This is a genomic window from Pyrobaculum calidifontis JCM 11548, assembly GCF_000015805.1.
GTDB classification, from domain to species: Archaea; Thermoproteota; Thermoprotei; order Thermoproteales; family Thermoproteaceae; genus Pyrobaculum; species Pyrobaculum calidifontis.
Genome location: NC_009073.1, coordinates 378,571 through 391,069 on the forward strand (window position 1 = coordinate 378,571; position 12,499 = coordinate 391,069).

Consider the following 12,499-nt stretch of genomic DNA (forward strand, 5'->3'; position numbering starts at 1 on the left):
CTACACCGACCTAGCCTTTCTTATTGCGCCAAGCCACGCCTTAGATTCCTGAATCGTTGTAACCACGTCGCCGACGTCAGGCGTGAGGAAGTTGCCCTGCGGCCCAGTGACGTCGCCCATGAAGCTGAAGCTCCACTGTACGTTTACCACTGGGACAGTCTTGCCGTTCACGTTTAGATACGCCTCGCCATCGGTGACGTAGGCCACCATCTTCAACATCCCCCTCGCAGTCCAGAGTTCCACGTAGTCGCCGCTCTGGATGCCCAGCTTCTGGGCCAAGGCCCTCGGCACATATACAAACGGCGCAGGGACGAGTTGGGCTAGGTAAGGCACGTTGCGAGACATGGCTCCCGTGTGCCACGTCTCTGTGAGCCTATTAGACGTCATCGCCACAATAACGGCGTCGGCCACGCCCCACTGCTTCAACAAGTCCTCCAGCTGCTTCGGCTCAAGCGCGACGCCCACGGGGAAGTCCTTCACTGCGGCCGGCTTGTTAGTCAACACGTCCAAGTTGTAGGGATTTGTCCACGCGAGTGTGGGGTACTTAAGCGCCATCTCTACCAGGGGGCTCTCCACAGGCTCGGTGTGTATAGGCCACTGGAAGTTGTACCCCTTATACCAGCCGCCCATCTCCTCTATAACCTTCAACGTGGCCGTCCTCAAATCGCCGGTCTGCTGGTAGTACTGTTGTAGCAACTGGCGCATTTTCTCGTAGTTAGGCTTAAATTGCGCCCAGCCCCCGCCGGAGTAGAAGGGCCTCTTTAACGCCGCCTTCATAGACAGCGCCTCTTCGTCCCAGTACACAGCGTCGTTAGCCCAGAGATACCTCATGCCGGTCGCGGCGGCGAATTCCTCAAAGCCGAGCACCTTAACCTCCCCCCCGTCCTCTACTACGAATTTCCCAGGTATCACAAGTTGGCCGGTCCTAATGAACTCTATGATGTCTAATCCACCGAAGAGGTCGGAGACGCCGCTCAGCCTCCTCTTAAAGCTCCTGGGCGCCCAGAAGTTGTGGCCTGGCACAAAGGCGGGCCTATACTCGCCCGTATACTCGTCGATAATTTCACCCGTCTCCCCCGTCACAGTCCATTGCTTGCCCGCGGCCGTCACCACGTCGGCCTTGCCCAACACCGCCTGAAGCGAGTCGTAGTTGTACATAAAGCGCACGTTCATGGGCCAAGACCAGCCCCAGTCCTTGTACACCTTGAACTCTTGGCTAAATGTGCCATCGATCTCGCCGGGCTTCCTCAGCCTATTGTTCCTCCGCATTGGGGTAAACTCGTCTCTAACGGGGTCGTATATGCCTTGGTATATGAAGACGGCGTAGTTTATCTCCTTGCTTATTATCCGCGGATTAGCCGCGGCCTCTATTTCGGAGATGGGAGCCGCCTCGCCGGAGCCTCCCGAGTAGTCCCACGAGCGGTCTGGCTTAAGCGGCCTCTCGTAGACGAAGATGAGCTGGCCCCTCTTCCTAAACTTCACGCGCTCGCTCTTGACCCCAGCCGCCTCGCTGGGCAAAACCACGGCGCCGGCCCTCCTCAGATACTTGTACAACTGGGCCATTATCCAGTAGTCGGGCCTAGACTCGCCCACGGGCTCCACTGCCCTCCAAGTCCACTGAATCACCCTATTGCCGTCGGTCCTGGTCCCCTCCTTCTCGGCGAAAGACGCCGCCGGTAGAACGACGTCGGCGAAGTACGCCGTCTCAGTCTCAAATATGTCGCTCACGACCAGGAGGTCTAGGCTGGCCAAGCCCGCCATCACCACTTTGGCGTTTGGATTAGACACGGCGGGGTTCTCGCCGAACACAAACGCAGCCCTTATATCGCCCGCGAGGGCTTTCCTCGGGAACGTGACCTCCGACGCGCCGGTGCCGAAGGGCAAGTCGCACACCACCACGCCGTTTACTGGGTCGTCCTCTGGAACAGTACCGCAGAAGACCCCCCACACAAGCTCAAGCCTGCGCCAGCCGTAGAAGTTGAACACTTGCAACACCTTGGTCAAATCTGCCTTGCCCCTGGAGGGTGTGCTCGTGGCGACTTTGCCCTGCGCCCACTGGGGGATCTCCCAGTTCCAGGCGTCTGGCATCCCCTGCAACTTCCAGTCTTGGTACAGCCTCACGTCAAAGGCGCTGGAGGGCGGGGAGTGGTAGCCGGGCAAGACGCCTAGCCCTCCTCCTTGCACGTCTGTGACGCCTTGGACATTGCTGTGGCCTCTAAATGGGTGAGTCCCCCCGCCTGGGTACCCCACGTTGCCCAAGAGGAGTTGCGTAATGGCCGCCGCCCTTATGATGTTGATTGTGGCGTTTGTGTGCTGAGTAAAGCCCATGGCCCACTGTACTATGCCATGCTTCTTGTGGCCGGTGACTACGCCGCTGTTCTCCACGTATATCTGGGCCACAGTCCTCAACAGCTCCTTCGGCACGCCCGTTATGGCCGAGGCTGTGTCTACGTCGTATTCCTTTAACATCTCCTTCAAGTCTGCCAAGTCGTCGTTGGTGATATTCCACCGCGCCATTAGGCGCTGGAACTCCGGCAGTTGGTCAATGGGCGGGTTTCTCTCAAAGAACGCGTAGTGGAGGATGTAGTTGAAGATGGCGGTGTCTGTGCCAGGCCTAAACGGCACCCATATGTCGCTCGCCGCAGCCGTCCTGCTGTACCTTGGGTCAAAGGTTATGAAGATGGTGTCGCGCTCCCTCTTCCCCTTCATAAAGTAGTAGAAGGACAGCGGGTGGGCCTCCGCGGGGCTTGAGAAGAAGAGCACCACGTCGGCCAAGGCCACGTCCTCTATGGACGCGGTCTCGGCGCCCCAGCCGTAGGTAACGGCGAGAGAGCTCACAGTGGAAGAGTGGCACTTGCGGTACTGCGAGTCTGTGTTAGAGGTGCCCAAGAAGGCGGCAAGCTTCCTTGAGAGGTAACCCTCCTCGTTCACCAGAATAGAGGAGCCTATTATCATGACAGGGCTCTTGGCGCCCACGTAGTAGAATCCGTCGGACTGCTTAGGCGCCCCCGTGGAGGTGCGCCACGCGTTTAAAATGCCGGCGAGCTTGCCGGCGATGTATGATAGAGCCTCGTCCCAGCTTGCCCGCCTCCACTGCGGCGGGTACTTCTTCAACACGGCCAAGAGCTCGTCCCAGGTCTTGGCGGCTAGGATCTCCTCGACGGGCGGCTTAGGCCCAGTCCTAATAAGCGGATACATAAGCCGGCGTGGGTTATTGACGAGCTGGAAGGCCGCCTTGCCCTTTGGACACAAGGCCCCCCAGTTGATATACGAGTCGGTGGAGCCGGCAGACCAGATAACTCTCTGCCCATCCGTATACATGTCAATGGAACACCCCATGGAGCAGTAGGGACATATCGTGGGCATAACCCTGGCTTGCTGAAGCCCGGTCTTGCCCCCCACTTCGCCAAGCGCCCACCTCGTCTTAGCCGCGGTAAAGCCCTGCTGAGCCGAGGCAGGGAGGCCGAGCGCCAGCGCGGCCAATGCCGATATCTTTATAAACGAGCGCCTAGTGGTCTGCACCGTCATAGCTGCGCCGCGCCCCAGTTCTTATCCCTCTTCCCACCCACCTTCTTAGCCGTCATGCAGGTCAAGTCCTCCTCCATGGCGATAAGGCTATACAGCCCACCGTAGCTCTCAGCCACAAGCGAAAGCTCCCGCTCAAAAACCTCCAAAAACTCCCTACGCCGCTTCTCTACGCTCTCATACACAGCCTTGAAATCTACCATGTGTCCCCTCTACATCGCCTTTTAAATGGCCTATTCGGGACTTTCTTGAATAATCTTTTTAAACTGGATCAGAGGGCACTGTTGAAGAACGGGCCCTCCACAGATTTCACAGAAGCCCAAAAACCAAGCACGGCCTTCCTCGTCTACAAAAACGACCCCCTTGTGCCCACCGAAGGCGACCATTGGTGCAAGAGATGCGAAGATAGACGCCACAAGCTCAGCCAAGGCGGGGTCTAACCCAATCACAGACTTCAAGGTAATTGGCCTCCCCAAGAGGAGCATGGCCGCGTGAACTAAGTCGTCTTTCAACGCGTCTAGGCTGGGGACCAGCGCCGTTAAAAACTTGCACAGCGCCCCCCCCCCGCCCCACGACGCCCAAGCCGCTTAAATATCTGCCAAAGGCTGGGGCAACGACGTCGCATCCAAACAGCTCCACGCCCTTCACAAAACCCTTCAAAGTAGGCCTAACGACCCCATCCTCCTCAGCCACGTAAAACTCTCTCCCAAGCCGTTCCAACTCGTAGTAGACAGTTGAGGTGGGCAGGGGAAGCCCCTTGGCGAGCTGGTACTTAGACACGGGAAACTTCTCCACAACAGCCCTCAACACCGCCCACCTCCTATCCACAATGATTAATCATTATGGATATTTAACATTGGCCCACGCGGCGTCCAAGTTTATAAGTCCATGTCGACGTGGTGTCTATGGAAGTGACTATGGAAGAGAAGCCGGTCTTTGAAACAAATTTGCCGCCAGACAAGGTCAAGAAGCTTATAGAGGTTTTGAGGGAGGTGCACGACCCCGAGATTCCCATAAACGTGTACGACCTAGGCCTCATCCGGAAGGTGGTTATGGAAGACGGCAAGGTCAAGGTGGTTATGACTCTCACGGCGGTGGGCTGCCCAGTGGCCGGTAGCGTGGCAGAGACTGTGGGCTACGCCGTGCAGTCCGTCCTCCCCGAGGCAGAGGACGTGGAGGTTGAGGTGGACTTCGAGAGGCCGTGGGACCCCACGCAGATGACGCCCCAGGGCAGAGAGATGTTCAAGGCCATATACGGCTACGACATCGTCGAACAGTACCTCCAGGCACAGGCGGAGAGTTAATAAACCCGGGACTTGGCAGAGCCGTGGAGACAATCGACGTCAGCGGCCAGCAGTGCCCCGACCCGTTGAAAAACGTAGCGTCGGCACTAGCCGCGGCGCCGCAGGGAGCCAGATTTAAGATTGTCACAGACGACTACGTCTGCTACATGATGCTGAGGCGGCTCATGGCCCTCAACGAGGTGAAAATTTTAGAGGCAACGGAGGAGGGACCCTACATATTAATAGTTGAAAAATAGGGGACGGCGTTGGAGACTTTCCCGGCCATGGCGTTGAAGAAGGCCGCGGGAGACAAAGACGTTGAGCTCTTCTTGGCCGAGCTCGTGGCAGAGCGTTTAGACCCGCCCAACAGGGTTAAGGTGTACGTGGAATTGGCAGTGAGGTACCTCGCTGAGGCCGAGGAGCTTTATGCGAGGGGCGACCTCTTGCAGGCTGGGGTACTGGGGAGCCGTGGCGGCTCTCTTAAACGCAGTGGCGGAGAAGAGAGGGCGCCCCCACTACACTCACAGAGACTACGCCGTGTTGATAGACGAGCTGTATGAGGAGACTGGCGATAGGGAGCTCGTGGTATGGTTCGGCATGGCGGAGCGGCTCCACGTAAACTTCTACCCCAAATTCATGGGGAAGAGGCAGTTCGACCTACACAGAGAGGCCGTCCTCAAACTGGTGGAAAAACTAAAGGCGTTAGTTTGACCTCTGCGACGTTGGAAGGCCACCTAGCGCCTTCTAAGCCGCGCCCCATCGTTAGCAAGCCCCGCTGGTAACGCCTTTATATACGGGGTATTGTTAATGCATGGAGTCCGGCAGTCTGGTCAAATACGAAGGAAAGTTCTACAGGCTGTTGCACCCTAGGCCGACGCTGGTGATTGTGTCTAAGTGCCCTGGGGGCAGGGTGAACCTCATGCCGGCCTCGTGGAATACTCCCGTGAGCGAGGACCCGCCGACGGTGGCCGTGGCGGTGGACAAGTCGGCCTACACCCACGAGTGCCTCCAGTACCACAAGAGGGCCACTCTCAACGTGTTGCCCATAGATGCCGCCGATTTGATATACCGCCTGGGCTCCGTCAGTGGGCGAGAGATGGACAAGTCCGCGGCCGTGAAGCTGGAGCCCTCGCAGTACGTGGACGTGCCCAGGGTGGCCGGGGCCCTCGCCGTCTACGAGGCCGAGGTGTACAAGGAGGTGGAGGTGGGCGAGGTAGTGTTGTACATATTCCGCGTGGTTGCCACGTGGGCCGCGGCGGGCGTGGCGGACCAGTGGGGCTTCGACTTCAAAAAGGTGAATATACCGCTCCACGGGGCTGGGAGAGCCTTCTACAAGGTGGACCCCCGCCCAGTGTTTGCCAAAAAGCCGTAGGCCGCCTGCGGCGCGGCGGCTGCAAGAGGCGGAGGGCGCAGAAACACCTGCCTAACCCCGCTTAGCCGCCTCTCCCCCACGACGACGAAGAGGACCTCTCTAAAGACGGCCCTGGCCTCCCTAGCCGCCGCGGGGGAGAAGGCGTCGTCTTCCCCGTCTGTGACCACCACAAGGCTGTACCCCCTCAACCTCTCCCTCGCCGCCTCCTCAGCCGCGGCCTCCACCGCCCTAGATATGTCAGTCCCCCCGCCCGCCCACGCCCTAGAGAGGACGTCCACCAAGTCGCCGAGCTCCTCCACTCTGTGCACCTCCACGTCGAAAAACCGAAGCCTCGCCCTCTTGTACCGCTTAAGCACAGCCAAGGCGAAGGCAGTGGCGAGGGCGATCTTCTCCACGCCCCCCACCGCGCTGTACATAGAGCCAGACTTGTCCACTAAGAGGAATACGCCGCTGTCCCCCCTCGCCCTGGGCCTCCTCACGGGCAAAGTAGAAGAGGCGGCCTTGTGGAGAAACACGGGGAGCGCCCCCACGAAGAGGGCCCTGGCGTATGCCACAGCCCTCTTAACTCTGGCAAAAGAGCCGTGAGCCACCTCAAACTCTGCCCCAGGCCCCTCCACCCTCCCCACGTCGCCCAGAGGGTCTCCCAAGAGAGCGGAGAGGTCCACGGCCTTCGCGAGAAGGGAGGCCAGGCGGGCCCTCCTGGGGTCGGAGGCGGTGGAGAGGGCAAGGGAGGCGGGGTCGCCCCTCCTCCCCCTGCCCAACACCTCGCCCAGCTTTTTAAAGACACGGTGTAGCTCAGACACGTCGGCTGGGTCGCCGAAGAGCCTCCTCAGTTGCCGCATGGCCTCAACCCACGCCTCCTGGCTCCCTCTCCCAAACCACGCCCTGCCCCTCCTCTCAAGCGAGAGGAGGTACGACTCAAATGCCCTTAGAAGCCTCACGGCGGCCTCCCGAGAGGCCCTGTGGTTGAGCCTACAGAGGGGGGCAACCGCCGAGTAGTAAGACGAATTTACGTAGAGGCGGACAAACCTCGCCCAGACCTCGTTCCCCGCCCGCCCCCCAAAGATGGGCCTCCTGTAGTGCAAGTAGTACGCGTCCACGGCCTCCTCCACCCCCACCGCCTTGACCCCGGCCCGCCTCAAGACGTCGCGCCCCCGCGCCAGAGAGAGGGAGTCCCCGTAGTCCACGTTGAGAAGCAGGCCCACGCCGCCCAGGTGAGGTGGTGGATATAAGAGTTACAACGCCAAAACTCCCACGAGAGATAGGGAGAGGGCCAGCCAGAGGAGGTACTTGCCCCACTCCACTCTGCCTCCGGCGAGGCGCCGCGCCAGTGGGTGGTACTTCGCCAGCTGGGCATAGAAGAACAACACCACATGCACAACCCCCACGAAGAGCAAGGCGTAGGACAGGCCGTGGGCCCCGGCGACCGCCGGCGTCAACACGCCGTACCCCGCGGCTAGGAAAAAGAGGGCTGGGTAAGACAGCGCGGCGACAAGCGCCACGTCCACGGCCGCAGAGGCTAGGCGGTCTAAGTAGTCGGGGGGCGGAGAGGCGACCGCCTCGGGAGGCAACAGGGGTCGCCCAGCCGCGGCGAGGGCAGACGCCACAAGCACGGCCCCCCAATACGTTGCATATGTCGCATAGACATTTCTCACAGCTTTTAAAAAGGGCCGTTTTTATAAGCCATGCTCGCAATAGAGGGAGGAGCGCCCGTCCGCAGAGAACCCATTGTGGCAAAACCCGTGGTTTACAGCGAGGAGCTGGTGCAGGCAATCGCCGAGATTCTCAAGTCGGGCGTCCTCACAGCACAGCACGGCAAGTGGGTAAAGGCCTTTGAGGCAGAGCTAGCCGCCTACTTGGGAGTGAGACACGTGGCCGCCGTCTCCAACGGCACCACTGCGCTACACGTCGCCCTCAAGGCAATCGGCGTGGGGCCAGGGGACGAGGTTATAACGACCCCCTTCACCTTCGCCGCGTCGGCCACCGCCATATTACACGCAAACGCCGTCCCCATATTCGCCGACATAGACAGAGAAACCCTCAACCTAGACCCCGCCTCAGTGGAGGAGAAGATAACCGAGAGGACAAAGGCCATAGTGGTGGTACACCTCGCCGGCATGCCCGCGGAGATGGACCAGCTCATGAAAATCGCCGAGAGGTACGGGGTAAAAGTAGTAGAAGACACGGCGCAGGCCCTCGGCGCAGAGTACCGCGGCCGCAAGGTGGGGGCCATAGGCCACATCTCCACCTTCAGCCTATACGCCACCAAGCACATAACCTCAGGCGAGGGAGGCGCCGTCGCAACCGACGTGACAGCCTACGCGGAGAGGGCCAAGCTGATAAGGGCCCACGGAGAGGTGGGAAAGTACAGCTACGAAATACTCGGCTACAACTACCGCATGACAGAGATCCAAGGCGCCATAGCCTACCACCAGCTCAAACAACTGCCAGAAATGCAGAAGAGGCGCGAGGCCTACGTCAAGGCCCTACTCGACGAGCTGGCGCCGCTGGAGGGCGACCTGCTGACAATACCCAAGCCCAAGCCGTACATGAAGCACGCCTGGCACCTAGTCCAAATACTCCTCGCCATGGAAAAGCTCCGCAAGCCAAGGGACTGGGTCGTAGAGGCCATAAGGGCAGAGGGCGTGGGAAACATCTACGTCGCCTACCCAACCCCCCTCTACAAAACCCCCCTCTTCCAACGCCGCGAGGGACACGGCCTGGGATGCCCCTGGACCTGCCCCTACTACAAAGGCAAGGCCCAGTACGAGCCGCTGCCAAACGCCGAGTGGGCCGCCGAGAGAGTAGCCACACTCCTCGTAATGCCAAACCTCACAGAACAAGACGCCGCAGACACCGCCACCGCCATCAAAAAAGTCCTCAACGCCGTGCGGAGATAGCTATCTCACACTATTGAAGCCCAGTGGAGGACTATGTAAATTGGCCCCAGGCCAGCGTAAGAGAGTTTTAGTAGAGCGGGGGATTCACGGGTTGAATTTGAACAAGCGGCAGGGGGTCCTAGCATATGTGGAAAATGGCTACTTGTTTGTACCCCTGGCGCATCTACACGGCTCTGCCCCAGGAGAAGTAAGGTCATGGGATGCGGCACGAGGAGTCCCATAGCCCTGATATGAGGCCCAAGTTTACTCCACATGAATATCTGCGGAGCAGTAACGCCCTACAGAGCGCTCGGCCAGCAACCACGCTCGTAACTTATGAGAAACCCCAGCGCAAGCCCGGCGCGGCGGGGTCAGATCTTTATCTCCACGTTGTCCAAGGGCAGGCGGTCTCCGTATATACGCCTCACGTTCTCCACGGAGATCTTGTACAAATCATCCACCGAGAGAACGCCGCGTTGTACATACTGCCTAAGCTTCGACACGAGAGTCCACGGGGGGATCACGGCGCCAGGCCTCGACCTATCGTCAATGTAGTCGCTCTCCACCACAAAGACGGGGCCAGCCCTCAGCGCCTCCTCAAACTCGCCCCTCCTCCCCAAGGGGACAGAAGGGGAGAGGCCCCTAGACCACGCATAGCCCGCCAAGGCCCCCTCGATGTGGTGCATGACTACCCGCTCCGGCCTCGTCCCCGCCCTCTTGACCAGCTCAGCCACCGAGGCCACAGTCGCCGCGCCACTACGCTCCAAGTGTAGGTGAACAACCGCGCCCACGTCCCGCGCCCGCTCCAACACATAGAGGAGGACCCTGTTACACAGCTCCACGACCCCCCTCTCCACAGGCCAGTGAGGCCGCCCAAACTCCCCCAGCCCAACCGCCCTCCCCTCTTCCACATACCTCGCCGCCAGGTCCACAGCCCACCGCATAAACTCCTCCACCTCCCCCGCCCCCCACCCAGCCTCCAAAAGCCTCACACACTCCGCCGGGTGGACCCCCACAACAGCCCCAGAAACAAGCCCAGCCCCCCTAGCCACCCCCACATTCCCCACCGTGTGGTCGTACAGTCTAGCAACCCAATCCCTATCCCCAGGCCGCCCCCCAATAGACCAAGTCAACAAAGACACAAACACAATGCCAATCCCACCAGCCGCCTTAAACCGCCTAACCACCTCCACAGCCCCAAGCCCCGCCACCTCATTCGCATGAGCATGGTTATCAAAGACCACGGAAAGAAAGACCCCCAATAAAAAAGATCTGGTGCACCCCCCTTTCTATACTAAATTAAAACGTTAAATACATGTCAAGGTTTATCCACGAGAAAGGTACAAGACGCATTTGACATGCTCAAGGTAGTAAAGAAATACGAAACATACATGACAGTCGTGAAATTCGCCAAGCTAGCCATAGCTGGAGCCCTAATAGTACTTGCATTAACAGGTGTATTACCATTAAACGACGGTAATACAAAATTCGAGAAACTCTAAAACCGTACACTTTCAGCGCAATACTTCTCTAATTTTTCCAGCTCTTCAGAAGAGCCAATATTCACAATAACTAAGAAGTCAACATAATCTTGAAATGCATAGAGGATGTAAAAATAGTCATAAATCTCATCTTCGCTGAGGTTGAGGAGACCGCTTACCACTAGGTACCTCACATTAGGTAGTTCTCTCCGTTCCAGTCTATTCCATAACTCGAAGAATGTGTGAAATGTTGATACAACTACTTCTTGGTCGCTTTTAATTTCTAGACCCCTGTACGAGGTCCACGGACCTATCTGTAGGAAAATAGCCTCATCTTTGATATTTGATAGAATCTTCACCACTTTTTTCACACTAGGTGCTCCTAAACAAATCGTGCTTTTTAGAGGGACCTCAACTCCAAGCTTGTCGTCTATGATGATTTCCTGGTGTCCGCGGGTGCCAGCCATTGTTATGTATATTATCCCCTCACCTTCTACTATGTCAAATATGTAGCGGGGGCCAGGGGGTCTCTTCCGGGACTTCTCCAGCTGGAAATAGCGGATTAAATGTCCTACGCTGTTTATCTTATACCACACGTGGACTACGTGGTCCGCTATGTAGTGTAAGTTTCGGGGCTCCTCCTCAGCCACGAGGATGACCGGCCGGTCCCTCGAGATTTGGTAGAAGACAGAGTGGGCCAGCTTCTCCAGCGAGGGAATAGAGGAGGCCAGGCCGTTCACTGAGTCGACGACCACGGCGTCGTACTCGTGGGCGTGTTCCAGCACATACTTGGCAATGTCCTCCCTAAAGGCCCTGGGGAAGTCCAAGAAGGCGAACTTTTCCGGGCTGGCCCCCACCCGCTTCGCCGCGAGGGTTAGAAAGTTGGGCCCCTCAGTCGTGGATATCCACATCACCCTGTTGCCCACAGTGTCGGCAAGTCTCATCGCTATGGAGGTCTTCCCGGCACCGGGAGGGCCGTAGATAAGGGTAAGCCCTTCGCGCACCACCTCAGCCAGCTCGCTCACGCCCCTTCTCTCCTCTCGCTTTTTATTCTTTTTGGTGTAGCACGGTGGGTGTAACGCCTCAGCCCGAGGATGCTACTAGTATTCGCGTTGTATCAAGCCTAACAGCTCTAGGTCAACGTTGGCGAGCCTGATGTAGGGCTTGCCTTTGTTGTGTCTCACTTTCACTTTCCTCTCTACGCCCCTTTCGCCGTATATGGCGTTTATGGCCCTGGCGATGACTTCAGCGGCCTTGCTTACAATCATTACCCAACAGTCACCGTATATCCTGCCCGCCGCCCTTCACCTCTCCTTTGTCCTTACGGCGAAGTGGGACATACTCAGCATAGAAAGTGCACGCATACATCTCGTCGACGGCTCCATGCCGAGCATGCCTCCGCCGCTTGAGGTAGCTCTATGCTTACACCACGCGCCTTTCCCAAGATGAACTCCGTCAGCTTGTTGAGGTAGTGAACGAATTTTACAAAGTTGTACTGTAGGGAGTCCTCCACGACCACTTTCACATCAGGCATCTTCCAGAGCTTGGCCGATGCGATGTAGCGCTGGGGGTCCTCCAACTTTAGGCCAAGGAAGTCGTAGACAAACTTGGCGTAGGCATTTTCGCTATACGACCCGTCGGACTTGAGGCCGCCGAGGGCGATCTCTCTTACGTGCTCTGGGTGCTCTGCTATAACTCTCCTATGCAGAAGCCTTATCTCGGCATGGTACAGCTCCAAAGCCTAGACGTGAGCTTGTTAAGAGTAATCCTCAAAGAAGTTCTGTAAATCGCCGAGGGCAATCTCCAGCCTTGAAGTCTGGACAAAGACCGGCACCGTCAAAGCCAGCTCGACGACCGGCCTTTGCGGCGCTTACGCAGATAACAAATGCGGTAAAGCACGTAGTAAGGTACGCCAGATAGTTAACTGTATACAAGTATCAAATTCTCAGGTTATGGCAA

At 58.1% G+C, this 12,499-nt stretch carries 14 protein-coding genes and 1 pseudogene; 6 read left to right on the forward strand and 9 right to left on the reverse strand.

Annotation, left to right across the window (positions count from 1 at the left end; all coding sequences use genetic code 11):
* The 3 genes from PCAL_RS02130 to PCAL_RS02140 all read right to left on the reverse strand — a co-directional run bounded on the left by PCAL_RS02130 (position 1) and on the right by PCAL_RS02140 (position 4,353).
* Positions 1-3,528 (reverse strand): molybdopterin-dependent oxidoreductase, encoded by a 3,528-nt coding sequence (locus PCAL_RS02130; RefSeq protein ID WP_011849088.1) that lies wholly within the window; start codon positions 3,526-3,528, stop codon positions 1-3.
* Positions 3,525-3,728 (reverse strand): hypothetical protein, encoded by a 204-nt coding sequence (locus PCAL_RS02135; RefSeq protein ID WP_193322819.1) that lies wholly within the window; start codon positions 3,726-3,728, stop codon positions 3,525-3,527. The genes PCAL_RS02130 and PCAL_RS02135 overlap by 4 nt, the downstream gene beginning before the upstream one ends.
* Positions 3,729-3,945: 217 nt before the next feature.
* Positions 3,946-4,353: a hypothetical protein gene (locus tag PCAL_RS02140; protein ID WP_193322820.1), complete on the reverse strand. Its 408-nt coding sequence runs from the start codon at positions 4,351-4,353 to the stop codon at positions 3,946-3,948.
* 89 nt (positions 4,354-4,442) lie between these two features.
* Here PCAL_RS02140 and PCAL_RS02145 point away from each other — a divergent pair, with 89 nt between their 5' ends.
* The 4 genes and pseudogenes from PCAL_RS02145 to PCAL_RS02160 all read left to right on the forward strand — a co-directional run bounded on the left by PCAL_RS02145 (position 4,443) and on the right by PCAL_RS02160 (position 6,180).
* Positions 4,443-4,829, forward strand: a complete 387-nt coding sequence (locus PCAL_RS02145) for a metal-sulfur cluster assembly factor (RefSeq protein ID WP_193322971.1) — start codon at positions 4,443-4,445, stop codon at positions 4,827-4,829.
* Between the two features lie 23 nt (positions 4,830-4,852).
* On the forward strand, positions 4,853-5,065 hold the full coding sequence (locus PCAL_RS02150) for a sulfurtransferase TusA family protein (RefSeq protein WP_011849091.1): 213 nt from the start codon (positions 4,853-4,855) through the stop codon (positions 5,063-5,065).
* 27 nt (positions 5,066-5,092) lie between these two features.
* A pseudogene (locus PCAL_RS02155) lies at positions 5,093-5,519 on the forward strand (PaREP1 family protein).
* 100 nt (positions 5,520-5,619) lie between these two features.
* Positions 5,620-6,180 carry a flavin reductase family protein gene (locus PCAL_RS02160; RefSeq protein WP_011849092.1) on the forward strand — a complete coding sequence of 187 codons (561 nt, stop codon included), beginning with the start codon at positions 5,620-5,622 and terminating at the stop codon, positions 6,178-6,180.
* Here PCAL_RS02160 and PCAL_RS02165 read toward each other — a convergent pair.
* Together PCAL_RS02165 and PCAL_RS02170 are read right to left on the reverse strand one after the other, a co-directional pair.
* Positions 6,138-7,385 carry a VWA domain-containing protein gene (locus PCAL_RS02165; protein ID WP_011849093.1) on the reverse strand — a complete coding sequence of 416 codons (1,248 nt, stop codon included), beginning with the start codon at positions 7,383-7,385 and terminating at the stop codon, positions 6,138-6,140. The genes PCAL_RS02160 and PCAL_RS02165 overlap by 43 nt on opposite strands.
* Positions 7,386-7,415: 30 nt before the next feature.
* A complete protein-coding gene (locus PCAL_RS02170) occupies positions 7,416-7,835 on the reverse strand; it encodes a hypothetical protein (protein ID WP_193322821.1) in 420 nt (139 codons plus the stop codon).
* Between the two features lie 30 nt (positions 7,836-7,865).
* Here PCAL_RS02170 and PCAL_RS02175 point away from each other — a divergent pair, with 30 nt between their 5' ends.
* Positions 7,866-9,080, forward strand: a complete 1,215-nt coding sequence (locus PCAL_RS02175) for a DegT/DnrJ/EryC1/StrS family aminotransferase (protein WP_011849095.1) — start codon at positions 7,866-7,868, stop codon at positions 9,078-9,080.
* Positions 9,081-9,430: 350 nt separating this feature from the next.
* On the opposite strand, the gene PCAL_RS02180 is transcribed toward PCAL_RS02175, so the two are convergent.
* Entirely contained in the window at positions 9,431-10,303 is an 873-nt protein-coding gene (locus PCAL_RS02180) for a TatD family hydrolase (RefSeq protein WP_011849096.1), read from the reverse strand.
* A gap of 114 nt (positions 10,304-10,417) precedes the next feature.
* Here PCAL_RS02180 and PCAL_RS02185 point away from each other — a divergent pair, with 114 nt between their 5' ends.
* Positions 10,418-10,561 (forward strand): hypothetical protein, encoded by a 144-nt coding sequence (locus PCAL_RS02185; RefSeq protein ID WP_193322823.1) that lies wholly within the window; start codon positions 10,418-10,420, stop codon positions 10,559-10,561.
* Here the strand turns inward: PCAL_RS02185 and PCAL_RS02190 are convergent.
* From PCAL_RS02190 to PCAL_RS02200, 3 genes are all read right to left on the reverse strand, one after another.
* Positions 10,558-11,565, reverse strand: coding sequence for an RAD55 family ATPase (locus tag PCAL_RS02190; RefSeq protein WP_011849097.1), 1,008 nt, complete (start codon positions 11,563-11,565; stop codon positions 10,558-10,560). The two genes, PCAL_RS02185 and PCAL_RS02190, sit on opposite strands and share 4 nt — an antisense overlap.
* A 75-nt stretch (positions 11,566-11,640) precedes the next feature.
* Complete coding sequence (locus PCAL_RS02195) at positions 11,641-11,808, reverse strand: hypothetical protein (RefSeq protein ID WP_193322824.1); 168 nt, start codon at positions 11,806-11,808, stop codon at positions 11,641-11,643.
* Between the two features lie 74 nt (positions 11,809-11,882).
* Positions 11,883-12,278, reverse strand: a complete 396-nt coding sequence (locus PCAL_RS02200) for a hypothetical protein (RefSeq protein ID WP_011849098.1) — start codon at positions 12,276-12,278, stop codon at positions 11,883-11,885.
* Between the last annotated feature and the right edge of the window lie 221 nt (positions 12,279-12,499).

What these genes read in the sequence shown, in the direction of transcription:
- PCAL_RS02160 (WP_011849092.1), top strand. Translation starts at nt 5,620, where the DNA reads ATGGAGTCCGGCAGTCTGGTCAAATACGAAGGAAAGTTCTACAGGCTG.
- PCAL_RS02145 (WP_193322971.1), top strand. Translation starts at nt 4,443, where the DNA reads ATGGAAGAGAAGCCGGTCTTTGAAACAAATTTGCCGCCAGACAAGGTC.
- PCAL_RS02135 (WP_193322819.1), bottom strand. Translation starts at nt 3,728, where the DNA reads ATGGTAGATTTCAAGGCTGTGTATGAGAGCGTAGAGAAGCGGCGTAGG.
- PCAL_RS02185 (WP_193322823.1), top strand. Translation starts at nt 10,418, where the DNA reads ATGCTCAAGGTAGTAAAGAAATACGAAACATACATGACAGTCGTGAAA.
- PCAL_RS02195 (WP_193322824.1), bottom strand. Translation starts at nt 11,808, where the DNA reads ATGATTGTAAGCAAGGCCGCTGAAGTCATCGCCAGGGCCATAAACGCC.
- PCAL_RS02175 (WP_011849095.1), top strand. Translation starts at nt 7,866, where the DNA reads ATGCTCGCAATAGAGGGAGGAGCGCCCGTCCGCAGAGAACCCATTGTG.
- PCAL_RS02130 (WP_011849088.1), bottom strand. Translation starts at nt 3,528, where the DNA reads ATGACGGTGCAGACCACTAGGCGCTCGTTTATAAAGATATCGGCATTG.